The following is a 23,919-nucleotide window of genomic DNA, read 5'->3' as shown; positions in this document are numbered from 1 at the left end:
CTCCTCCTTCAGTCCATTTGCGGCTCGGCCCACGCCGTGACGTGCTGACTTGTCTCAAGGCCGCCGAGACCACCCGCGGGAGCCAGCCTTTCGCACAGGAGCCCGGCCAGACCCTGGATGGTGGTGATGTCGTTGGTGGTGACCCGGATCCCGGTTTCGGCCTCGATGCGGGTGCGCAGCTCGAGGTTGCCCATGGAGTCGAGGCCGTATTCGGAGAGGGGATGATCAGGATCGATGGTGCGGCGCAGAATCAGGCTGACGGCATCGGAGATCATCCGGCGCAGTCGAACGGGCCATTCGTCCGATGGCAGCGCGTATAACTCGTTCAGCAGTTCGCCCGTGTCCGAGGCGCTTTGGTCGTTGGACCGGAACAGTTCAGCGAACCGGCTGCGTTGCGCGTAGGCGGCGAACCAGGGCGTTCCCGTCAACGTTGCGTAACCGGAGTACGGACGGTCGTAACGCAGCAGGGCCTGAAACGCGTAGGCACCTTCGTCCGCGGTGAAAGCCGTGTCACGCCAGTGTGCGATGGCGGTGCCTTCGCCGTCGCGGCCGGGCGTCTTTTCTTCGCCGCCCTCGGCTCGGACTTCGGCGGCGCGACCCACCTCGGCCCACAAGGCCCACCCGATCGCCGTGGCGGGCAGACCCTGGGTTCGCCGCCAGCGCGCGAATGCGTCCAGCCAGCCGTTGGCGGCCGCGTACGCCCCCTGCCCGGGTGAGCCCACCAGGCCCACGGCCGAGGAGAACAAACAGAACCAATCCAGCGGGAGCGCGGCCGTGGCCTGGTGTAAGTTCCACGCGCCGTGGACCTTTGGAGCCCAGTTGCGGCTGATGAGATCGTCCGTCATATTGGCCAGCATCGCGTTTTCGAAGACCGCGGCGGCGTGCAGCACCCCGCGCAACGGAAGCCCTGTCGCGGTCGCAGCGCTCACCAGCTGCGGCGCTGTGTCGGCTGCGGTGATGTCACCGCATTCCACCGCGATGTCGGTTCCCATCGCCCGAATGAGCTCGATCGTTTGCAGCGCCTTGGGATTCGGCTCGGAGCGGGAGCTGAGCACGATGCGGCCGCAGCCGCCTTCGGCCATCTTCTCGGCGAGAAAGAGGCCTATGCCACCGAGACCGCCGGTGACGATGTAGGAGCCGTCGTGCCGGAAAGGCCGGGCCTGCTCGGGCGGTACCACGACACTGCTGTGTCCGGACTGGGGTATGTCGAGCACCACCCTGCCCGCCTGCTCTGCCGCGTTGATCGCGCTGACAGCGCCGGCGGCATCGCCGAGCGGATAGTGAGCGATCTCCGGTAGTGGCAACTCGCCGTCTGCGACGAGCCGGTACACCGCGCTCAGCAGGTCGCCGACTCGGTGTGGATGACTGTGCGACATCAGTGCCAGGTCGACGTGATGCAACGTGAGATTGCGATGCAAGGGGACAAGTCCCAGCCGGGTGCCGGCGTAGACGTCGCGCTGACCGATCTCCACAAATCGTCCCCCGATGGACAGCACTTCTAACCCGGCGCGCTGCGCGGCGCCGGGTAAGGAGTTGAGCACGATGTCAACCCCGCCGCCGTCGGTTTCCCGGCGGATCTGCTCGGCGAAGTCGGTGCTACGGGAGTCGTAGACGCGTTCAACGCCCATGTCGCGCAATAGCTTCCGGTGCTCGTCGCTGCCCGCGGTGGCGAAGATCTCGGCTCCCGCGGCGCGCGCGATCGCGATGGCCGCCCGTCCCACGCTGCCGGTGGCGGAATGAATCAACACTCGGTCACCGGCGGCGATCCTGGCCTGATCGTGCAGCCCGTACCACGCGATCGCGTGCGGCGTACTCACCGCCGCCGCCTGGGCATCGGTGAGGCCCTGCGGCAGCGTCACGGCCAGGCGGGCGTCACATGTGACGAACGTGGCCCAGCAACCGTTCGTGGAGAAGCCGCCGACGTGGTCACCCGGACGATGGGTTGTGACCCCGGAACCGACTGCAGTCACCACGCCGGCAAAATCCGTACCGAGCCGGGGTGTATCCCCGTCGGCGCTGGAATACGGGTCGCAGGCCAACAGGACATCCGCGAAGTTGACGGCTGCCGCGTTCACCCTGACCTCTATCTCGCCCGGCCCGGGCGGAACGCGTTGAAGCGCAGTCAGTTCCATCGTGCCCACGTCGCCGGGCGTGCGGATCTGCATGCGCAGGCCATCGTGCTGCTTGTTCACCGCGACCGTTCGCCGCTCCTCGGCGCGTAGCGGTGCGGGGCTGAGGCGCGCGGTGTACCACTGGCCATTCCGCCAGGCTGTCTCGTCATCGTCCGAACTCCCCAGCAGTTGCCGCGCCAGCTGCTCGGCCTCGCTGTTCTCGTCCATGTCGATCTGGGTGGCGCGCAGATGCGGATATTCGGTGCCGATCGCTCGCACCAGGCCGCGCAGCCCGGCCTGCTGGAGGTTGGCCACGTCACCCGGCAACACGTTTCGTGCGTTCCGCGTGACGACGTAGATGCGGGGAGGTTCTTCGCCAATGTCCGCGATTCGCTGGGTAATTCGCACCAGGTGACGCACTTGGTCCTCGCCGAGCCGGGCCCACTCCTTCTGCGGGGCATCGTTCTCGGGGTCAAGGAGTACGGCGATTGCGCTGACCTGGTCGGCAAGGTGCATGCCGAGCGCCTCGGCAGTCGCCCCGTGATCTGCATGCCGCGGCCAGGTCATGGTCGCGCACCGGGCGCCCTCGGCTTTCAACGCGTCGGTCAGCCTTGTCGCCACGACGTCGGCGGTCGCGGAAGTGCTGATCAGCAAGCACGTTCCGACGCCGATGGGCTCCACATCCGGCAGCGTTCGCTGCCTCCACTCGACGGACAGCAGCCGCTCGTTCAGCACGCGATCGCGGTTGACGCTCTCCGATGTCCCGGTGCCCAGTTGCAAGCCGCGCACGGCCAGCAGGACCGTCCCGCGCTCGTCGAGCACATCGAGATCCGCCTCCAACCCGGCCGGGTCGGCCCGTGTCACCGTCGTATAGCAGTAACGCGCGGTGCGGGCGGAACCGTAGGCACGGATTCGGTCCACGCCCAGCGGCAGCAGCAGACCAGCGCTGCCGGCAAGCCGGGCCCCGGGATGGGCGGCGACCGATTGGAAACAGGCGTCCAGCAAGGCGGGATGCACCGTGTAGAGACCTTGTTGCGAGCGGATGGGCCCGGGCAGGCCGACCTCGCCCAGCACCGTGTCGAACGTCTCGTCGCAGTGGTGCACCGCAGCCAATCCCGCGAATGCCGGTCCATACTGCAAGCCGTGCGCGTCGAACTGCTTGCGCAGTTCGGTCCCGTCGAGCCGGCGCGGGTGGGCCTTGATCAGCTCGGCCATGTCGTACGCCGGTGGCCGGTCCTCGTCTGCCCCCGGATGCAGCATCGCGGCCGCCCGCCGAATCTGGGTGCCGTCCTGGACGGTCTCTACCGCGAAATCGATTGCGCCCGTTGGGGTCACCGCCGCAGCAACCGACACCGGTGTCTCGTCGTCCAGCAACAGCATCGCCTCGAAGCGGATGTCGCGAACTTCGGACCTCTCGTCAAATACCGTGCGAGCCGCGGCCAACGCCATCTCACAGTAGGCCGCGCCTGGAAGCGCCGACACATTGTGGACCCGGTGGTCGCCCAGCCAGGGCTGAGCCGCGGTGCCGACCTCGCCCTGCCACACGTGGCGCTGCGGCTCTTCGTGCAACCGGACATGCGCCCCCAGCAACGGGTGCACCGGAACCGTGCTCGCGCCGCGCGCCCGCAGATCCGGGCTCTTGCGGGTCAGCAGCAACTGGCTGTGGCTCCAGCTGGGCAATGGTGCATCCACCAGCTGACCGCCCGGGAAGAGCACCGAAAAGTCGATTGCCGCACCGCTACCGAACAGCTCCGCCACCAAGCCTCGAAGCCCGTGGGGCAGCGCTTGCTCTCGGCGCATCGCGGCGAGAGCGGCCGCCGGCATGCCGCTGCTTCCGGCAGTCTGCTCGACGGCGTGGGTGAGTAGGGGGTGCGGGGCCAACTCCGCGAAGACCCGGAAGCCGTCTTCCAACGCCGCCTGCACCGCCGCGGCGAAGCGCACCATATGGCGCAGATTGTCCGACCAGTACCAGGCATCACACCTGGGCTGTTCACGCGGGTCGAACGCGGTCGCGGAGTAAAAGGGCAACTCCGTTGTCCTGGGCTCGATCTCGGCCAGCGCGTCGACCAGCTCGTCGAGGATCGGATCGACCTGCGGGGAGTGCGAGGCGACATCGACCGCGATCTCGCGCGCCAACACGTCCCGCTGCTCCCATGCGGTGACCAGATCGCGCACCGTCGCTGCGCCACCGCCGATCACCGAAGAATGGGGTGAGGCCACCACCGCCAGCACGACGTCGTCGATGCCACGCGCCATCAGTTCCAAAAGCACTTGCTCGGCCGGCAATTCCACCGATGCCATCGCTCCGGAGCCGGCGATCGTGGACATCAGCCGCGATCGGCGGCAGATGACGCGGACGCCGTCCTCCAGCGTCAGCGCTCCGGCCACCACCGCGGCCGCCGCTTCGCCCATCGAGTGGCCGATCACGGCCCCCGGCCGCACACCGTATTCCCTCATCGTGGCCGCCAGTGCGACTTGCATGGTGAACAGCGCGGGCTGTGTCCGGTCAATCCCGCTCACCGTGTCGGGTCCTGAAATGGCCTCGGTGACAGAGAATCCCGACTCCTCGGCGATCAAGGGCTCCAACTGGGCCACGGTCGCGGCGAACACCGGTTCCGTCGCGAGCAACTCGCCGCCCATCGCCGCCCACTGCGAACCCTGTCCGGAGAACAGCCATACCGGGCCGCGATCGTCGTGTCCGGCCGCGGCCTGATAGGGGAAGTGGCCTGCGGCGATCTCGCCCAGACCGTCGGTCAGCTCCTCGATGCTGCGTGCGATGACCGCCGCGCGGACCGGCCGGTGCGCCCGCCGGCGAGCGAGGGTGTACGCCAGATCTGTTGGGGCAAGGTCCAACGCGTGTGCGCCTGCCCACTCGGCAAGACGCGCCGCGGTTTGCCGCAGTCCGCTGGCCGACGTGGCCGACAGGGCGAACAGCAGCGGACCGTCGGGGCCGGGACCGGTTTGCGAGGCCGCCTCGGGTGCCTGTTCTACGATCGCGTGCACATTGGTTCCCGAGAAGCCGTACGACGACACCGCGGCCCGCCGGGGGCCGTGGTGACCGCTGCTCGGCCAGCCCGTATTCTGCCGTGGCACAAAGAGGTTGGTCTCGATCTCGGCCATGTCGTCGGGCAGCCGGGTGAAATGCAGATTGCGTGGAACCACGCCGTGCTGCAGCGCGAGGACCGCCTTCATCAGCCCCAGCGCCCCGGCAGCCGATTGGGTGTGCCCGAAGTTGGTCTTCACCGACGCCAGCGCGCACGGCCCGTCGTGGCCGTAAACCTCTGCCAGGCTTGCGTATTCGATGGGATCACCCACGGGCGTACCGGGGCCGTGCGCCTCGACCATGCCGATGGTGCGGGCGTCCACACCGGCCACGGCCAATGCCGAGCGGTAGACCTCGACCTGTGCCGTCCTCGACGGGGTCACGATGTTCACGGTGTGGCCGTCCTGGTTGGCTGCCGTACCCCGGAGTACGGCCAGGATCCGGTCGCCGGCGCGGAGCGCGTCCGGCAACCGCTTGAGCATCAGGACGACGCATCCTTCGCCCGCCACGAATCCGTCGGCGGCGACGTCGAACGCGTGGCAGCGTCCGGTCGGCGACAGCATTCCGATGGCGGAACCCGAACAGGACTTGCGGGGTTCGAGCGACACCGAAGCGCCGCCCGCCAGGGCGATATCGCTTTCGCCGTCGTGCAGGCTGCGGCAGGCCACATGGACCGCCGCCAGGCCGGACGAACACGCGGTATCCACGGTCATCGCCGGACCCCGCAGTCCCAGCGTGTAGGCGATCCGCCCCGAGCCCATGGCGAAGCTGTTGCCCAAGTATCCGTAGGGCCCCTCCAACGCGTCGGCCTCGGCATGCACGAATTGGTAGTCGTCATGCATCAACCCCATGAACACGCCGGTGCGCGCGGCGGTTAGCGCATGGGGGGTGAGGCCGCCGTGTTCCATGGCCTCCCATGAGGTCTCCAGCAGCAGGCGATGCTGCGGATCCATCGCGGTCGCCTCTGTCTCGGTGATGCCGAAGAACTCGGCGTCGAAGCCCGCGACGTCATCGAGGAACGCCCCCCACTTGCACACCGACCGGCCCGGCACCCCGGCCTGCGGGTCGTAATATTCGTCGGCGTCCCACCGCTCCGGTGGAACCTCGGTGACCAGGTCGTCACCGCGCAGCAGCGCCTCCCACAACTGGTCCGGGGAGGTGATGCCGCCGGGCAGCCGGCACGCCATGCCGATGATCGCGACGGGGGTTACGGGTGCCTTGCCTAACGGGACCACAGACACGGCCGATCCTGAGTCCACACCCGATGACGAACTGGCCCGAACAAAGCCGTTTCCTCCTCCCCGCGAAGGTGGAGTTTGCGCTATGGGCTGCCTTATCGCTCGGTAGCGACCGGTCAGTTGTCGGGCATGTTAGCTGATCACCACGGGTCCGCGGGGGTATCCGGAAACCCAGGTTATGTGCGAGACAAGAGTTAACTAGAAGGCGGTCGGCCCGTCGCTGCGCGTGAGACTTGTGGAGCCTAGGGGAATCGAACCCCTGACACCCGCCTTGCAAAGGCGGTGCTCTACCAACTGAGCTAAGGCCCCTCATCGTGACCGAGTGGCTGACCTTGGTCATCCACAGCCACGTGCCAGACCTCGACTCCACGTCGCGACCACGCCACCGCCGCCAATACGGCGATAAGTCCCAGCGGCAGTGCGAGTCTTACGCAACGTCTTGACGGGCACATGGTTGTGGGCCTAGGAGGACTCGAACCTCCGACCTCTTCGTTATCAGCGAAGCGCTCTAACCGCCTGAGCTATAGGCCCGTACTCGCGTACGGCCGAGCGACGAGATTACCGCAATCCCCGCCCGACTCCCAAAATTGCAGCACCCATGCTAGTCGCGGTCCGCCAACGTGACCTCGATGCCACCGATCAGATCGGTCGTCAGGTTGTAGACGAATGCGGCGATGGTGGCCGCCGCGGTCAGCAGCACAATGTTCACCAGCCCGATCAGAACGGCACCGCCGAAAATGGTGCCGCTGGACACCAGTTCGCCGCTGCTGCCGCTGGTGTTGTTCAGCAAGTCCCCGACGTTGCTGTTCAACTTCGACCACACGCCCATGCCGCCGAGCACGAGGTACAGGAATGCGACGGCGATCATCCAGACGAAGAACAGCGCCACCGAGAGCAGCAGCGACACCTTCAACGTGCTCCACGGATCGATGCGGCGGATCTGCATGCTGGCGCGCACCGGGCCGCGCGTGCGGCGTGATACCTGCACCCGGCTATCGCGGTTTTCTCGGCCCTCCCGGGTTTCGCCGACGGCCGGACGTCCCGCCGATGAGGCCGGCGATTCCGCGGGCCGCTCGGGGGCGGGCTTGCGGTGCGGGCCGCGCGGCACCGGGCCGGACAGGTCGGGTAATTCGCTGGCATAGGCCTCGGTCGGCGAATGTTCACCGCGGGTGGTCGCGGGCTCCGGCTCTTTGGCATGCGATCCGGCACCGGCCCCCGGCGCCGCGGTGCCGGAGATGAATCGGTTCAACCGGGCTTCGACGCCGCCCGCCTGGCCCGGTGGTCGCTTCTCGGTGAACGGCTCGTTCTGGCGAGGGCCCGGGTCCTGCGGCCGGGCACCACTGCGCTGCCACGGTGGTCCATCCCCGCCCTCCTGAGCGCGGCCCGCCTGTGCGGGCGGCGCCCCGTGGCGCGCACCGGCGCGTTCGGTCGAACCATCCCCGTTGGGGCCATCCCCCTGCTTGGGGGTGCCCGGCTCGTTCGGTGAGGTCACCCCGACTCCTTTGGTCAGCTACCCAGGCCGCCCAGGCGGTGGCAGTCGCGTTATGTCTGGTCGGGCTGAGTCTAGTGGCTCGCTACCGACTAACTATCTGACTCCGCACCGTCGCTTTGCTCGACGACCTCGTCCGCGTTTTCTTCGGCGTTGCGGGCGATGGCCAACAGCGTGTTCTCCTCACCCAGGTTCATCAGGCGCACGCCTTTGGTCTGCCGTCCCGCCTTGCGGACCTGGCCCGCTGCGGTGCGGATGACGCCGCCTCCCGAGGTGATTGCGTAGAGCTCGCTGTCCTCATCGACAATCAACGCACCGACCAGCCTGCCACGCCGGCGGTCGTACATCACCGTCAGGACTCCCTTGCCGCCGCGGCCCTGCACCGGATACTCCTCGATCGCGGTTCGCTTGGCGTATCCGCCCGACGTCGCCACCAGCAGGTAGGTGTCTTCGCGGACGACGTTGAGTGACAACAGGTAGTCGTCGGCGTTGAACCGCATGCCCTGGACGCCGGACGTGGCGCGGCCCATCGGGCGCAGCGCTTCGTCGGTCGCCGAGAACCGGATGGACTGGCCGTTGGCCGACACCAGAAGCAGGTCATCCTCGGCGGAGCAGAGCACCGCACCGACCAGCTCGTCGCCGTCGCGCAGGTTGACCGCCACGATCCCGCCCGACCGGTTCGAGTCGAAATCGGTCAGCTTGGTCTTCTTCACCAGACCGTTGCGGGTGGCCAGCACCAGATAGGGCGCGTCCTCGTAGCTCTTGATCTGGATGACCTGAGCGATCCGCTCCTCGGGCTGAAAGGCCAGTAGGTTCGCGACGTGCTGACCGCGAGCGGTCCGCGAGGCCTCCGGAAGGTCGTAGGCCTTGGCGCGATACACGCGGCCCTGGGTGGTGAAGAACAGGATCCAGTCGTGCGTCGAGCACACAAAGAAGTGCCGCACGATGTCGTCCTGCTTCAACCCGGCGCCCTGGACCCCCTTGCCGCCGCGCTTCTGGCTGCGGTACAGGTCGGTCTTGGTCCGCTTGGCGTAGCCGGTCTCGGTGATGGTGACCACCACGTCTTCGCGGGCGATCAGGTCCTCGTCCGCGACGTCACCGTCGGCGGCGATGATCCGGGTACGGCGCTCGTCGCCGTGCTTGTCGACGATCTCGGCGAGCTCGTCGTGCACGATCCGGCGCTGCCGCTCGGGCTTGGCCAGGATGTCTTCCAGGTCGGCGATCTCGGCTTCGATCTTGGTCAGGTCGTCGATGATGCGCTGGCGCTCCAGGGCGGCCAACCGGCGCAGCTGCATGTCCAGGATGGCCTGGGCCTGAATTTCGTCGATGTCCAGCAGCTCGATCAGGCCGGCCCGCGCGATCTCCACGGTCTCCGACGCCCGGATCAGGGCGATCACCTCGTCGAGCGCGTCGAGCGCTTTGACCAGACCGCGCAAGATGTGTGCGCGTTCGTTCGCCTTGCGCAACCGATAGGTGGTACGCCGGATGATGACGTCGAGTTGATGCGCGACGTAGTAGCGGATCATCTGGTCGAGCCGCAGCGTGCGCGGCACCCCGTCGACGATCGACAGCATGTTCGCGCCGAAGCTGGTCTGCAGCTGGGTGTGCTTGTAGAGGTTGTTCAGCACCACCTTGGCCACGGCGTCGCGCTTGATCTCCACCACGATGCGCAGACCGACCCGGTCGCTGGACTGGTCTTCGATGTTCGAGATGCCGGCCAGCTTGCCGTCGCGGACCTGCTCGGCGATCGAGGTGATGAAGTTGTCGTGGTTCACCTGGTATGGCAGCTCGGTGATCACCAGCGAGGTGCGGCCGCGTGAATCTTCTTCCACCTCAACGACTCCGCGCATCCGGATGGAGCCGCGGCCGGTGTTGTACGCGTCGTGGATGCCTTGCGACCCGACGATCAGGCCGTAGGTGGGGAAGTCCGGGCCCTTGACCCGTTCGCAGACCGCGGCGAGTGTGGCCTCTTCGTCGGCCTCGTGGTTGTCCAGGCACCAGTAGACGGCTTCGGCCAACTCCCGCAGGTTGTGCGGCGGGATGTTGGTCGCCATGCCGACCGCGATACCGCCGGAGCCGTTGGCCAGCAGGTTGGGGAACCGGCTGGGCAGCACGGTCGGTTCCTGCACGCGGCCGTCATAATTGGGGATGAAATCGACTGTCTCCTCGTCGATTTCACGCAGCATCTCCATCGCGAGCGGGGTGAGTCGCGCCTCGGTATATCTCATCGCGGCCGGCGGGTCATTACCCGGCGAACCGAAGTTGCCCTGCCCGTCGACCAACGGGTAGCGCAGCGACCAGGGCTGCGCCATCCGGACCAGGGTGTCGTAGATCGACGAGTCGCCGTGCGGGTGGTAGTTACCCATCGTCTCGGCGACCGAGCGGGCCGACTTCGCGTGGCCACGGTCCGGGCGGAAGCCCGAGTCGAACATTGCGTAGAGCACCCGGCGGTGCACAGGCTTGAGGCCGTCCCGGACTTCGGGCAGCGCCCGGCCGACGATCACGCTCATCGCGTAGTCGATGTAGCTGCGCTGCATCTCCTGCTGGATATCGACCGGCTCGATGCGGTCGGCGGCATCGCCGCCGGGCGGCAGCGTGGTGTCTGTCATCTATTCCTCGTTCGAGTTAGACGGGTACGTCTTAAACATCCAAGAAGCGAACATCTTTGGCGTTGCGGGTGATGAAGCTGCGGCGGGCGTCGACGTCCTCGCCCATCAGGATCGAGAACAACTCGTCGGCCGCGGCGGCGTCGTCGAGGGTGATCTGGCGCAGCACCCGCACCGACGGGTCCATCGTGGTCTCCCACAACTCCTTGGCATCCATCTCGCCCAGACCCTTGTAGCGCTGAATGCCGTCCTCGGCGTTGATCTTCTTGCCGGCCTTGCGGCCCTCGGCGAGCAACCCGTCGCGCTCGCGGTCGGAGTAGGCGAATTGGGGGTCGCTGCGCTGCCACTTCAGCTTGTACAGCGGCGGCTGCGCCAAGAACACGTGTCCGTTCTCGATCAGCGGCCGCATGAACCGGAACAACAGCGTCAGCAGCAATGTCGAGATGTGCTGCCCGTCGACGTCCGCGTCGGCCATCAGCACGATCTTGTGATAACGCAGCTTGGTGATGTCGAACTCGTCGTGAATGCCGGTGCCCAGCGCGGTGATGATCGCCTGGACTTCGGTGTTCTTCAGAACCCGGTCGATGCGGGCCTTCTCCACGTTGATGATCTTGCCGCGCAGCGGCAGGATGGCCTGGAACATCGAGTCGCGGCCGCTCTTGGCCGAACCGCCGGCCGAATCACCCTCCACCACATACAATTCCGACTTGCGCGGGTCGGTGGAGCGGCAGTCGGCGAGCTTGCCTGGCAGCCCGCCGAGGTCGGTGGCGCTCTTGCGGCGGACCAACTCTCGCGCTTTGCGGGCGGCGATGCGGGCCTGGGCCGACGACACGGCTTTGTTGACCACGACCTTGGCGTCCGCGGGGTTGGCTTCGAACCAATGCGTGAGTTGTTCGTTGCAGACCTTCTGTACGAACGACTTGACTTCGGTGTTGCCCAGTTTGGTCTTGGTCTGGCCCTCGAATTGCGGTTCGCTGACCTTGACCGAGATCACCGCGGCCAGGCCCTCGCGGATGTCATCGCCGGTGAGGTTCGGATCCTTGTCCTTGAGCAGCTTCTTGTCTTTGGCGTACTTGTTGACCACCGTCGTCAGGGCGCTGCGGAAGCCCTCTTCGTGGGTACCACCCTCGTGGGTGTTGATGGTGTTGGCGAAGGTGTGCACCGATTCCGAGTAGCCGCCGTTCCACTGCATCGCGATTTCGACCTCGTGGCCCGGACCCTTGCCGTCGAAGTCGATGATGCTCTGCTGGATCGGGCTTTTGGTGCGGTTGATGTGCTTGACGAAGTCGACGAGCCCACCGGGGTAGTGGAAGGTGCGGTGCTTGACCTTATGTGGCGCAGTGGATTCCGCGGCTTTTTCCTGCGCGGACTTGGGCGCTTCGGCGGTGTCGCTGACGACCTCGTCGACGACCTCTTCGTCGCTCACCCGCTCGTCGGTGAGGTTGATCGTCAGCCCCTTGTTGAGGAAGGCCATTTCCTGCAGCCGGCGCGCGACGGTCTCGAAGTCGTACTCGGTGGTCTCGAAGATCTCGGGATCGGCCCAGAATCGGATGGTCGTGCCGGTGCGCTTGGTGGCCTCGCCCTGTTTGAGGGTGCCGGGCACGGCGCGGTCGTAATATTGCGACCATTCGTGGCCGTCGCGGGCGATGTCCACCTCGAGGCGCGTCGAGAGCGCGTTGACCACCGACACACCGACGCCGTGCAGACCACCGCTGACGTTGTAGCCGCTGTTCTCACCGCCGAACTTGCCGCCGGCGTGTAGTTGCGTCATCACCACGTCCACGGTGGGGGCACCGGTCGCGTGCATCGCCACCGGGATGCCGCGGCCGTTGTCGGAGACCTCGACGCTGCCATCGCCGAGGATGCGGACGTCGACCTTGTCGGCGTAGCCGGCCATCGCCTCGTCGACCGAGTTGTCCACCACCTCCCAGATGAGGTGGTGCAGGCCACGCTCTCCGGTGGATCCGATGTACATGCCGGGGCGTTTGCGGACGGCCTCGAGGCCTTCGAGCACGGTGATCGCCGAAGCGCCGTATTCGTCTTGTGCCTTCTTCTTCTGGGCAGCCACGGTCGGAATGCTCTCCTTGGGGTTTCATGCGGGCGGTTCCTGATCACCGCAACAGTCGCATCCCGTCAGTCTAGCGTGAGCACCCGCCCGCACCGATATTCTGGGCGCGTTTCTACCCAGCTAACCGCGCCGTGCGGACGATTTCTCTATTCTGGCCGCGTCCCGACGTATGTCGAGGGGGTCCGCGTCGTCCTGGCGGATTTCAGGGGCTGTGGACAAACCCCCATCTGGGGATCCGCGGCCGGGTCGTCGACCCCCTAACCGTAGGTGTCGCGCGGGCCCCGTCCAGCGATGTGGCGCGGCCCCTTGCGCCACGAGGGCGCGGCCGGGCCGGTGATTTTCAGCGACGTCACCACTCCGTTGCCGACGGCGGCCGCGATCTTGGCCAGTAACTGTGCCTGGATCATGCGCAATTGGGTGGCCCACGCCGTCGATTCGGCGGCCACGCTCAGCACCCCGTCCTTGAGGGCGGTCGGTGCGGCGTGGTCGGCGATCTGGTGGCCGACGACGGTCACCCAGTTGCCGAGCACCGTCCCCTCGGCGACTTGGGCCGACCAACCGCGTTTCTTCGCCAGATCACGCGCCAGCCTGCCCAGGGGCTGGGGATCGCGGGCATCGGGACCCGGCCCAGACCAACTGCGTCGCTGGCCCGCCACACGGCGCGGGGCGGGGGCGGCCGCGCGGCCGCGGCCGGCGTCTTTCCCCTGAGCTCGGGCCGCCGCGCGCGCTTCCTCGAGGGTGCGCCGGACCAAATCGATCCCGCTCAGGGCGTTCGACGGCTCGGTGCGAGGCGACCCTTCGTCCCCGCCGGTCATGAGCGCATCTCCGATACCCGCCCGGCGTCGCTGTCGCGCAGGTCGACATGGAGCTGCCTGGCATCCCAGCCCGCCGGAATGTCTTCGAGCACAGCCGCCGTGACCAACACCTGTTCGGCCGATTCGGCCACCGTGGCCAGCGCGCGGCGGCGGGCGGCGTCGAGTTCGGCGAACACGTCGTCGAGCAACAACACCGGTTCGCTGTCTTCGGTTCGCAGCAACTCGTAGGCGGCCAGCCGCAACGACAACGCCAACGACCACGATTCCCCATGGCTGGCAAAGCCTTTCGCGGGCTGGTCGCCGAGCCACAATTCCAGATCGTCGCGGTGTGGCCCGACGAGGCACATGCCGCGTTCCAGCTCCGCATCGCGGCGCGCCGACAAGGCCGTCAGCAAGGCGGCTTCCAGGAAGTCACGGTCGGCATCGGCGATATCCGCCGCGGCGCCGGCACCCAGGCTGGATCGATAGCCGATGGAAGCGGCACGCGATCCGGGGGCCAACAGCTGATAGGCCTTCTCCACCTCGGGTGCCAATTGGTTCACCAAACCGATGCGGGCGGCCATCAATTGGGCACCGTGCTCGGCGAGGCGGCTGTCCCAGACGTCGAGAGTGTCCAGTGCGCTCTGGTCGCCGCGATAGCGGGCGCCGGACAGCGATTTCAACAGCGCGGTGCGCTGCCGCAGGACTTTGTCGTAGTCGGCGCGCACCGCGGCCACCGCCGGTCTGCGAACAGTCGCCAAGTCGTCGAGGTAGCGCCGCCGGTCGGACGGGTCACCCCGGACCAGGGAGAGGTCTTCGGGAGCGAACAACACCGCGCGCAACACCCCGATCACCTCGCGGGTGCTGCGCACCGGTGAGCGGTTCAGCCGGGCCTTCTTGGCCCGGCCCGCCGCGATCTCCAGATCGACCGCGCACTCCCGGCCGTCGTTGACCACGATCGTGGAAACCACGGCGCGGTCGGCACCGGCGCGGATCAATGGCGCGTCCGTTCCCACCCGATGGGAGCCCATGGTGCTCGAATACCACAGCGCCTCAAGAAGATTCGTCTTCCCAAAGCCGTTGGATCCGATGAAGACCGTCCGACCAGGCTGCAATTCGAGGTCGGCGTGTGCCCAGGACCGGAAATCGCGCAGTCCCAAATGCCGGACGTACACCTAGCCAGGCAACCGGACAGGCATCAACAAGTAGACGTAATCGGTCGGTAGGGCGCCGTAGGGGCCCGTGCCCGTCGGGTGGCTGTCGTCGCTCAACGCCGGTCGCAGCAACGCCGGTTTGCCCGGGGTCGTGAAACCAAAAGACACCCGCTCGGAATGGACCGATCCCAGCCCGTCGGTCAGATACGTCGGGTTGAACGCGATCGTCAGCGGCTCTCCGACGAAATCGACCGCCAGATCTTCCTCGGCGCGGCCGACGTCGTCGGCGCCGGCGGATAGCCGCAGCGACCCCTCGGTGAATTCCATCCGGACCTGCGCGCCCCGGTCGGCCACCAGTGCGACGAGCTTGATGGCCTCCGTCAGCTCCGCCACATCGATGGTCGCGACCGCCGTGTGCTCGGCCGGCAGCAACTGACGGAACTTCGGGAATTCGGCATCGAGTAGGCGCGTGGTGCTGCGCTTGCCGTTACCGCTGATGCCGAGCAATCCGTCTTTTCCGACGCCCGATCCCGCGCCCAACGACAAGCGGACCTCGGAGCCGTCGGCGCCGGTTCGGGCGGCTTCGGCCAGCGTCTTGGCCGGGACCAGGACCGCGGCGTCGATGTCGGGCGAGGCCGCCGACCAAGTCAGCTCACGGACTGCCAAACGGAACCTGTCGGTGGCTGCCAAAACCACCGTGTCCCCGGAGATCTCCACCCTGATCCCGGTCAGCATCGGCAACGTGTCGTCACGGCCGGCCGCGATGGCAACCTGGCTGATCGCCTCGGCGAACAGATCAGCGGGCAACGTCCCGGTCTCTTCCGGCAGCGCCGGCAACGTCGGGTAATCCTCAACGGCCATCGTCGGCAGCGAGAACCTGGCGTTTCCGCAATGCAGCGCCACCCGGTTACCGTCGACGTAGAAGTCGATCGGTTTGTTGGGCAACGCCCGCACGATGTCCGACAGCAGCCGACCGGATACCAAAACGCTTCCCGGAGAAGCTATTTCGGCTGCAACCTGCGCTTCGGCGGAAACCTCGTAATCGAATCCGGAGATCGTCAGGCCCTCGTCGGTCCCCGACAGCAGCACACCGGAAAGCACGGGCACGGCAGGCCTGGACGGCAGATTCTTCGCCACCCATGACACCGCGTCTGCGAAAGACTCCCGCACCAAACGAAATTTCAAGTCGCTGAGGCCAGCCGTTGTCGTCGCCGCGTCCATAGCGTCCCTTCACCTACCCAGCGTTTTCGAATCCAATTGGCTAGCCGCCCCCGCTAGCACGGGGCTCCGCCACGAACGCCGATGGCGGTAATGCCAACGACGACCGCAACGGCAGTCGAAGAACAACCGTAGATCCTTCGACGCCATCTTGAAAGCTAATCGCAAAGCCCGACAACCCGGCCCGACGAAGGTCCGGACGACGGATGTGCGCGGCGCGTCCCCAAGCCTGTATTTCAAAGAAGAACCGATGAAGATATCTCAGTACCAGTATTAAGTCCTGTGCATTCTGGGGACAGCATCGCCTTGGTGCAGCTAGCGCCACGATCGGGTTGTGCATCGCGCAGTGAACGCCTGTGGGTGACGTGTTGGGCGGGTGGGGACGAACGACGGCTGTGCACCCCGGCGGCGTTGATACACGGTTGATTAATCGCGTTGTGCACAGCCCTGCCCACATGCCCTCGGTGGGACTCGTGTGACAGACGCGCGTGAAGTTTCTCGAAAAAATTCCGAACACGGGCGGCCGAAGCCCGAAAATCGCTCGTTCCGCGGCGCTGGGGAGAGGAGGGCTCAGCGCTTGGAGCGCTGGCGGATGCGAGTGGTGAGCTCCTTGACGTGATCAAAAACCTCACGCCGCTCGGCCATCTCGGACAAGATCTTGCGCTGCGCGTACATGACCGTCGTGTGATCGCGGCCGAAGGCCTGCCCGATCTTGGGCAGTGAGAGATCGGTGAGTTCGCGGCACAGATACATGGCGATCTGGCGCGACTGCGCCAGCGCCCGGGTCTTCCCCGGGCCGCGGAGTTCCTCCACGGTGGTGTCGAAGTATTCGGCGGTAGCCGCCATGATGGTGGCCGCGCTGATCTGCATGGTGCTGGCATCGGCGATCAGGTCGCGCAGCACGATCTCGGCCAGCGCCTTATCGATCGGCGTTTTGTTCAGCGAGGCGAATGCGGTCACCCGAATGAGGGCTCCCTCGAGCTCTCGTATGTTGCGTTCGATGCTGCTCGCGATGAGTTCCAGCACGTCGTCGGGGACCGCCAGGCGCTCCATCTGAGCCTTCTTGCGCAAGATGGCGATGCGCGTTTCCAGCTCGGGGGGCTGCACATCGGTGATCAAGCCCCACTCGAACCGCGTTCTGAGCCGGTCTTCGAGGGTGGCCAGCTGTTTGGGCGGCCGGTCTGACGAGATGACGATCTGTTTGTTGGCGTTATGCAGGGTGTTGAAGGTGTGGAAGAACTCCTCCTGGATACCTTCCTTGCCCTCGATGAACTGAATGTCATCGACGAGCAGCACGTCGACGTCGCGGTAGCTGCGCTTGAACGCGACCTTGCGGTCGTCGCGGAGCGAGTTGATGAAGTCGTTGGTGAATTCCTCGGTGGAGACGTACTTGACCCGCATCCCCGGGAAGAGGCGCTGCGCGTAATTCCCGGCGGCGTGCAGTAGATGGGTCTTGCCCAGACCGGACTCACCCCAGATGAACAGCGGGTTGTAGGCCCGGGCCGGCGCTTCCGCGATCGCCAGGGCGGCGGCGTGAGCGAACCGGTTGGAGGCGCCGATGACGAAGGTGTCGAACGTGTACCGGCGGTTGAGGCTCGTTCCGGCGGCCACGGCCGGATCGATCGCGTGCGGACGCTCGGTGAAGTAGTTGGGCCAGCCCGGCTGGTTGTCGTTGACGGTTTCGCTGTTTTCGAAAGCTTCCTCGGTGTCGACGGCCGCGTCGTCGGCGGGGAAGGGCTGGTCGGATCCGGGGAACGGTTCCGCCGGCGGGATGAGCGCGTCGTCCACGTCGTCGGGCGGGGGAGCGATGCGGACTCCCAGCTGGATCTGCTGCCCGAGCCGGCGGCTGAGCGCGTCGGTGATCGGGGCCCTGAGATGTCTTTCGATCTCGTTTTGCACGAAACTGCTCGGCACCGACAGCAGGGCGAATCCCTCGACGATGGTCAGCGGGCGGACCAGATTGAGCCACGCTCGTTGCTGCGGAGTGAGGGGAGTGACAAGGGTCGCGCGATTGGCGGCCATGCCGTCTGCGGTGGGTTCCCCGTTGAGTTCGGAAACGACCGCATTCCACACTGTCGTGAAACTGGAACCGGGGTCATCGGTCAACGACGCATCTCCCTGGTTCTCGAACGTCCCGACCCGATTACACCGCGCTTGGTGACAAAACAACTGTCCACATAGTTATACACAGGTGTGGACAGGATGATCGTAGGCGAGCCACAGCCTACTGGCCGGCTCGCGATCTCCGCGCTGAAAGAGAACCTCGAGGGGTTGTCTCAGCTAGTCGATCCACCATCCTCGCTTCGTTGCCGAGCGCCGCTTGTCGTCTAAAACGACTTCGCAGAAGCTAACAGTTTTCCGTTCGGCTGCCAACAGTTCTGCCGCATTCCAATCGGGTCGTTTAGGGTACGTGGGGCTTGCTTCGGCTCGTTATGGTAGCCCCGGCCGCGGCGAGTGTGATCGAAACGGAAATCTTTCTTCTCGCCACGCCGCGGGTTCGTTGTGGCAAGCCAGGTTTGACCAGGCGAAGGCTCGTCAGTACCCTCAAACAGTCGCCCGAAAGTCGGCGATACGGCTGCGACCCGAACCACCTGGGGACCGCGCCGGCCAGCAGCACCAAGACCACCTCCGGTCGAACCGCAGACGAGCCCGATGCGAAACGTCTGAGCGGCCGGACGGCAGCACAACGAGGAGAACGTCGTGGCCAAGGGCAAGCGGACCTTCCAGCCGAATAACCGGCGCCGAGCCCGCGTGCATGGCTTCCGCTTGCGGATGCGTACACGTGCCGGGCGCGCGATCGTGTCCGGTCGCCGCCGCAAGGGTCGCCGCGCGCTCTCTGCCTGATCGCAGCGTCAGGTTTTTCAGCGGTGCTTCCCGCACGCAACCGCATGACGCGGTCAATTGACTTTGACGCGACGGTGAAGCACGGGATTCGTCTCGCGCAGCCGGACGTCGTCGTGCACCTTCGCCGGGGATCGGACTGCGATGAAACTCGCGCGCCCCGCGTCGGATTGGTGGTGGGCAAGCCCGTCGGATCCGCCGTCGAACGGCATCGCGTCGCTCGCCGGCTGCGGCATGTCGCCCGCACCCTGCTGGGAGAGCTCGGCCAATCGGATCAGCTGGTGATCCGTGCGCTGCCGAGCAGCCGGACCGCCTCCTCGGCCCGACTCGAGCAGGAGCTGCGCCGCTGTCTGCGACGAGTGTCAACGGACGGGAGTCCGTCGTGACCGCGTGGACCCGGCCGCTCGCGTTCGCCCGTGCGTCTGGACGGTTGGCCGCGCGCGGCGTGATTTTTCTGATCCAGCTGTATCGGCATATGGTGTCGCCGCTACGCCCGGCGACATGTCGCTTCGTCCCGACCTGCAGCCAGTACGCCGTCGATGCGCTCAACGAGTACGGCCTGATTCGGGGGAGCTGGTTGGCTGCGGCCAGACTCGCCAAGTGCGGACCATGGCATGACGGCGGATGGGATCCGATACCGGACCGCCCCGGAAGCCACGTGAATTGCCAAGATGCCAGCGACGCCCGGGCTGTCCGAGCGTCGCGAGGGGAGAGTGGATCCTTTGTTTGATTTCTTCAGCCTCGACTTCGTCTACTACCCGGTGTCGTGGATCATGTGGGTCTGGTACAAGTTGTTCGCCTCCCTGCTGGGGCCGTCGAACTTCTTCGCCTGGGCGCTGTCGGTGATGTTCTTGGTCTTCAGCCTGCGCGCGCTGCTCTACAAGCCTTTCGTTCGGCAGATCCGCACCACCCGCCAGATGCAGGAGCTGCAGCCGCAGATCAAGGCGCTGCAGAAGAAGTACGGCAAGGATCGCCAGCGCATGGCGCTCGAGATGCAGAAGCTTCAGCGCGAACACGGCTTCAACCCGATCCTGGGATGCCTGCCGATGTTGGCGCAGATCCCGGTGTTCATCGGTCTGTATCACGTGCTGCGCTCGTTCAACCGGACCACCGGCGGCTTCGGGCAGCCCCACCTGTCGGTGGCGCAGAACCGGTTGACCGGAAACTACGTCTTCACCCCGACGGACGTCGGGCACTTCCTGGACGCCAACTTGTTCGGCGCACCGATCGGCGCCTTCATGACGCAGCGCACGGGGTTGGATGCGTTCACCTTCTTCAGCCGGCCGGCCGTCATTGCGGTGGGCCTGCCGGTGATGATCCTGGCCGGTGTCGCGACCTACTTCAACAGCCGGGCGTCGGTCGCGCGGCAGAGTCCGGAGGCGGCGGCCAACTCGCAGACCGCGATGATGAACAAGCTCGCCCTGTACGTGTTCCCGCTCGGCGTCGTGGTCGGTGGGCCGTTCCTTCCGCTCGCGATCATCCTGTACTGGTTCGCGAACAACATCTGGACCTTCGGGCAGCAGCACTACGTCTTCGGGATGATCGAGAAAGAGGACGAAGCCAAGAAGCAGGAAGCGATTCAACGCCGGGCGGCGAATGCGCCGGCGCCGGGTGCCAAGCCGAAGCGGAATCCCAAGGCGGCATCGCCGACCGGAAACGGTTCGCCGGCGGCCGACGGCGACACCGACGCGCCCGCGGCGACGGATGCCGATGTGGCTGACGGCCCGGCACCTGACGCGAGCGGGGGCCCGAGCAACCGCACGCCGCGGCCCGGGGCCAGACCGAAAAAGCGCAAACGCTGATACGGGCGGAATAGCTATCAGGGCCGCCCGCACAGGGCGATCCCAATTGGGCTGGGGCCCATGGATTGAGGAGAGAAGACATGGCAGACGCCGACACCACCGAGCGCGACGTTGATACGGAGATCGACACACGATCGGCCGCCGAAGATGCCGCAGATGCCGGTTCGGAGGAGATGGATGACCTGGAGGAGCGGTTGGTCGCCGAGGGAGAGATAGCCGGCGACTACCTCGAAGAGTTGTTGGACCTGTTGGACTTCGACGGCGACATCGACTTGGACGTCGAGGGCAGCCGCGCCGTCGTAAGCATCGATGGCAGCGACGACTTGAACAAGTTGGTGGGTCGCGGGGGCGAGGTTCTCGACGCGCTCCAGGAACTCACCCGACTGGCGGTGCACCAAAAGACCGGAGTGCGAAGCCGATTGATGCTCGACATCGCGAGCTGGCGCCGGCGGAGGCGGGAGGAGCTGGCGGCGCTGGGCGACAAGGTCGCGCGCCGGGTGCTCGAATCCGGCGAGCGCGAAGAGCTTGCGCCGATGACGCCGTTCGAACGCAAGATCGTGCACGACGCCGTCGCCGCGGTCTCGGGGGTGCACAGCGAGAGCGAGGGCGTTGAGCCCGCGCGTCGCGTGGTCGTCCTGCGCGGCTGACCGCACAGAGTTACAGCGGTGTAGTTTCCCGCCGCCCGCCGGCCTGCGTGGGTCGCGTGCACCGACTAGAGGATGTTTCACGTGAAACATGGCGGCCCCACGAACCCCGGGGCGGACCGCTCGGGGGACGCCGGGAACCACAGCGGCGAAGACGCCGCAGCCGCGATCTTCGGCGACCGGTTCGAAATCGCACGACGGTATGCTGAAATTCTCGCTACCGCGGGGGTGGAACGTGGGCTGCTCGGCCCGCGCGAAGTCGACCGCATTTGGGACCGCCACATTCTCAATAGCGCGGTACTCGCCGAGCTCCTCGACCGGGGCGAGCGGATTGTCGACATCGGCAGCGGGGCGGGGCTGCCGGGGATACCGCTGGCGATCGCGCGGCCCGATATCGAGGTCGTGCTGCTCGAGCCGCTGCTGCGGCGTAGCGAATTTCTCAACGAGGTGGCCGACGAACTAGGGTTAGCCGTCGAGGTGGTCCGAGGCCGTGCGGAGGAACCGGGAGTGCGTAACCGGTTTGGGGAGAGGGATGCTGCGGTGTCGCGAGCGGTTGCGTCGTTGGACAAGTTGACGAAGTGGAGCTTGCCGTTATTGCGGCCCGCCGGGCGGATGCTCGCCATCAAGGGGGAGCGGGCCTTCGATGAAGTTGAACAATTCCGGCGTGTGATGACAGCATCGGGCGCCGCTGATGTCAGGGTGGTGACATGTGGCGCGAACTATTTGCGTCCCCCCGCAACCGTAGTTTCAGCGCGACGCGGAAAGCCGCCGCACCACAAATCGGCACGGACCGGGAAGGCCGGAAACCGATGACTTCTTCAGGCGATTGGCCCCCGGCCTCGCAAGCGCCGGCAGGCGTCCACGGAGCGGGCGCGGCGGGCCCAGCGGCGGCGAATTCGGACGTGCCGGCACCGCCGCCGGTCGCCTCCGCGCCGACCGCGACGGCGAATGTTTCACGTGAAACAGTGGTCGATTTCGACACCCCGATCGGAGCGGCCGCCGAACGCGCGATGCGGGTGCTGCACACCACCTACCCGCCGCTGCGCAAGCCGTCCCGGCGCCGGGTCTTCACCGTCGCCAACCAGAAGGGCGGAGTCGGCAAGACGACGACCGCCGTCAACCTCGCGGCCGCGCTCGCACTACAGGGACTCAAGACCCTCGTGATCGACCTCGATCCGCAGGGCAACGCGAGCACGGCGCTCGGCATCACCGATCGGCAATCGGGGACGCCCTCCTCCTACGAGGTCCTACTCGGCGAGGTCGCCGTGCACGACGCGCTGCGGCAAAGCCCGCACAATGAACGCCTGTTCTGTATCCCGGCCACGATCGATTTGGCCGGTGCCGAAATCGAATTGGTCAGCATGGTGGCGCGCGAGAACCGGCTGCGCACCGCACTGGCCGACCTGGAGAACCTGGATTTCGACTGCGTCTTTATCGACTGCCCGCCATCGCTCGGGCTGCTGACCATCAACGCGCTCGTCGCCGCGCCGGAGGTCATGATCCCGATCCAATGCGAGTACTACGCCCTCGAGGGCGTCTCGCAATTGATGCGCAACATCGAAATGGTGAAGGCGCACCTGAATCCGAAGCTCGAGGTGAGCACCGTGGTGCTGACCATGTACGACGGGCGCACCAAACTCGCGGACCAGGTCGCCGAAGAGGTACGCCGGTATTTCGGGAGCAAGGTGTTGCGCACGGTCATTCCGCGCAGCGTGAAGGTTTCCGAGGCACCGGGCTACAGCATGACGATCATCGATTACGACCCCGGCTCACGCGGGGCGATGAGCTACCTCGACGCGAGTCGCGAACTCGCCGAGCGCGACTGACCACCGAAGGGACGACCATGACGCAGCCGTTACGCAAAAAGGGTGGCCTCGGCCGGGGCCTGGCTTCGCTTATCCCGACCGGTCCCGCGGAGGGCGACTCGGGGCCGGCGACGCTTGGCCCGCGGATGGGCGACGCCGCCGCGGACGTCTTGATCGGTGGCCCGCCACCGCAGGACGCGTCGTCGATGGGCGCGGTCTATCGCGAGATCGCGCCGGCCGACATCGAACGCAACCCGCGTCAGCCCCGGCAGGTTTTCGACGAGGAAGCCCTGTCGGAGCTGGTGCACTCCATTCGCGAGTTCGGCCTCTTGCAGCCGATCGTGGTGCGAGCCGTCAAGGATTCCGCTACCGGGGCGCGTTACCAGATCGTGATGGGGGAGCGGCGCTGGCGCGCGGCTCAAGAGGCCGGCTTGGCGACCATCCCGGCCATCGTGCGCGAGACCGGCGATGACGATCTGCTGCGCGACGCCCTGTTGGAAAACATCCACCGGGTCCAGCTGAACCCGTTGGAAGAGGCGGCCGCCTACCAACAGCTGCTCGACGAATTCGGCGTCACCCACGATGAACTGGCGGCGCGGATCGGCCGGTCGCGGCCGTTGATCACCAACATGATCCGATTGCTCAAGCTGCCGATCGCGGTTCAGCGGCGGGTGGCCGCCGGAGTGCTGTCCGCCGGTCACGCTCGCGCCCTGCTGTCGCTCGAGGCCGGCCCCGAGGCTCAGGAGGAGCTGGCCACCCGGATCGTCGCCGAGGGACTCTCGGTGCGGGCAACCGAGGAGGCGGTCACGTTGGCCAACCGGAGTGGTACGGCCACGCCGACGGCCCCGCGCCGCAAACCCATCCAGATGCCGGGCCTGCAAGACGTTGCCGACCGGCTGTCGAACGCCTTCGATACCCGCGTCACGGTCAGCCTGGGCAAGCGCAAGGGCAAGATCGTGGTCGAGTTCGGTTCGGTGGACGATCTACAGCGGATTCTCGACGTTATGTCCCCGCCCAAGCCGTGAACGAGGACACCGTGTAATTACGTCACTGTGACACTCGGACAACCTTTGTGACAAATTCATCCGTCCCGGGTGCTGTGGCTC

General features: G+C 66.4%; 16 protein-coding genes and 2 tRNA genes. 8 read left to right on the top strand and 10 right to left on the bottom strand.

Annotation, left to right across the window (positions count from 1 at the left end):
- Nucleotides 1–8: 8 nt before the first annotated feature.
- The 10 genes from pks2 to dnaA form a co-directional block, all read right to left on the bottom strand.
- Nucleotides 9–6,341 carry a sulfolipid-1 biosynthesis phthioceranic/hydroxyphthioceranic acid synthase gene (gene pks2, locus AC5Y4T_RS09100; protein ID WP_499952882.1) on the bottom strand — a complete coding sequence of 2,111 codons (6,333 nt, stop codon included), beginning with the start codon at nt 6,339–6,341 and terminating at the stop codon, nt 9–11.
- A gap of 287 nt (nt 6,342–6,628) precedes the next feature.
- A tRNA-Ala gene (locus AC5Y4T_RS09095) sits at nt 6,629–6,701 on the bottom strand.
- A 148-nt stretch (nt 6,702–6,849) separates the two neighbouring features.
- Nucleotides 6,850–6,923, bottom strand: a tRNA-Ile gene (locus AC5Y4T_RS09090).
- Nucleotides 6,924–6,993: 70 nt separating this feature from the next.
- On the bottom strand, nt 6,994–7,884 hold the full coding sequence (locus tag AC5Y4T_RS09085) for a DUF3566 domain-containing protein (RefSeq protein ID WP_499952773.1): 891 nt from the start codon (nt 7,882–7,884) through the stop codon (nt 6,994–6,996).
- Nucleotides 7,885–7,973: 89 nt separating this feature from the next.
- Nucleotides 7,974–10,490 (bottom strand): DNA gyrase subunit A, encoded by a 2,517-nt coding sequence (gene gyrA / locus AC5Y4T_RS09080; protein ID WP_499952772.1) that lies wholly within the window; start codon nt 10,488–10,490, stop codon nt 7,974–7,976.
- Between the two features lie 31 nt (nt 10,491–10,521).
- Nucleotides 10,522–12,555, bottom strand: a complete 2,034-nt coding sequence (gyrB, locus tag AC5Y4T_RS09075) for a DNA topoisomerase (ATP-hydrolyzing) subunit B (protein WP_499952771.1) — start codon at nt 12,553–12,555, stop codon at nt 10,522–10,524.
- A 257-nt stretch (nt 12,556–12,812) separates the two neighbouring features.
- A complete protein-coding gene (locus AC5Y4T_RS09070) occupies nt 12,813–13,370 on the bottom strand; it encodes a DUF721 family protein (protein ID WP_499952770.1) in 558 nt (185 codons plus the stop codon).
- Nucleotides 13,367–14,524 carry a DNA replication/repair protein RecF gene (recF, locus tag AC5Y4T_RS09065; protein WP_499952769.1) on the bottom strand — a complete coding sequence of 386 codons (1,158 nt, stop codon included), beginning with the start codon at nt 14,522–14,524 and terminating at the stop codon, nt 13,367–13,369. The genes AC5Y4T_RS09070 and recF overlap by 4 nt, the downstream gene beginning before the upstream one ends.
- Entirely contained in the window at nt 14,525–15,724 is a 1,200-nt protein-coding gene (gene dnaN, locus AC5Y4T_RS09060) for a DNA polymerase III subunit beta (protein WP_499952768.1), read from the bottom strand.
- 567 nt (nt 15,725–16,291) lie between these two features.
- Nucleotides 16,292–17,827, bottom strand: coding sequence for a chromosomal replication initiator protein DnaA (gene dnaA, locus AC5Y4T_RS09055; RefSeq protein ID WP_499917440.1), 1,536 nt, complete (start codon nt 17,825–17,827; stop codon nt 16,292–16,294).
- Between the two features lie 594 nt (nt 17,828–18,421).
- Between dnaA and rpmH the strand changes: the two genes are divergently transcribed.
- The 8 genes from rpmH to AC5Y4T_RS09015 all read left to right on the top strand — a co-directional run bounded on the left by rpmH (nt 18,422) and on the right by AC5Y4T_RS09015 (nt 23,838).
- Nucleotides 18,422–18,565: a 50S ribosomal protein L34 gene (gene rpmH, locus AC5Y4T_RS09050; RefSeq protein ID WP_003874369.1), complete on the top strand. Its 144-nt coding sequence runs from the start codon at nt 18,422–18,424 to the stop codon at nt 18,563–18,565.
- Between the two features lie 23 nt (nt 18,566–18,588).
- On the top strand, nt 18,589–18,948 hold the full coding sequence (gene rnpA, locus AC5Y4T_RS09045; protein ID WP_499952767.1) for a ribonuclease P protein component: 360 nt from the start codon (nt 18,589–18,591) through the stop codon (nt 18,946–18,948).
- Entirely contained in the window at nt 18,945–19,292 is a 348-nt protein-coding gene (gene yidD, locus AC5Y4T_RS09040; protein WP_499952766.1) for a membrane protein insertion efficiency factor YidD, read from the top strand. The genes rnpA and yidD overlap by 4 nt, the downstream gene beginning before the upstream one ends.
- Nucleotides 19,276–20,364 carry a membrane protein insertase YidC gene (yidC, locus tag AC5Y4T_RS09035; RefSeq protein ID WP_499952765.1) on the top strand — a complete coding sequence of 363 codons (1,089 nt, stop codon included), beginning with the start codon at nt 19,276–19,278 and terminating at the stop codon, nt 20,362–20,364. Before yidD ends, yidC begins: the two co-directional genes overlap by 17 nt.
- 80 nt (nt 20,365–20,444) lie before the next feature.
- A complete protein-coding gene (locus AC5Y4T_RS09030) occupies nt 20,445–21,011 on the top strand; it encodes a Jag family protein (protein WP_499952764.1) in 567 nt (188 codons plus the stop codon).
- Between the two features lie 72 nt (nt 21,012–21,083).
- Nucleotides 21,084–21,821: a 16S rRNA (guanine(527)-N(7))-methyltransferase RsmG gene (gene rsmG, locus AC5Y4T_RS09025; protein ID WP_499952763.1), complete on the top strand. Its 738-nt coding sequence runs from the start codon at nt 21,084–21,086 to the stop codon at nt 21,819–21,821.
- Nucleotides 21,818–22,834 carry a ParA family protein gene (locus AC5Y4T_RS09020; RefSeq protein ID WP_499917446.1) on the top strand — a complete coding sequence of 339 codons (1,017 nt, stop codon included), beginning with the start codon at nt 21,818–21,820 and terminating at the stop codon, nt 22,832–22,834. Before rsmG ends, AC5Y4T_RS09020 begins: the two co-directional genes overlap by 4 nt.
- Nucleotides 22,835–22,851: 17 nt before the next feature.
- The gene (locus AC5Y4T_RS09015) at nt 22,852–23,838 is read left to right on the top strand and encodes a ParB/RepB/Spo0J family partition protein (RefSeq protein WP_499952762.1); all 987 of its coding nucleotides are present in this window, start codon (nt 22,852–22,854) and stop codon (nt 23,836–23,838) included.
- Nucleotides 23,839–23,919: the final 81 nt, after the last annotated feature.

The sequence above is a fragment of the Mycobacterium sp. NGS11 genome, assembly GCF_059813315.1.
Note: the sequence above shows the minus strand (reverse complement) of the source record. Positions and strands in the feature narration are given on the sequence as shown.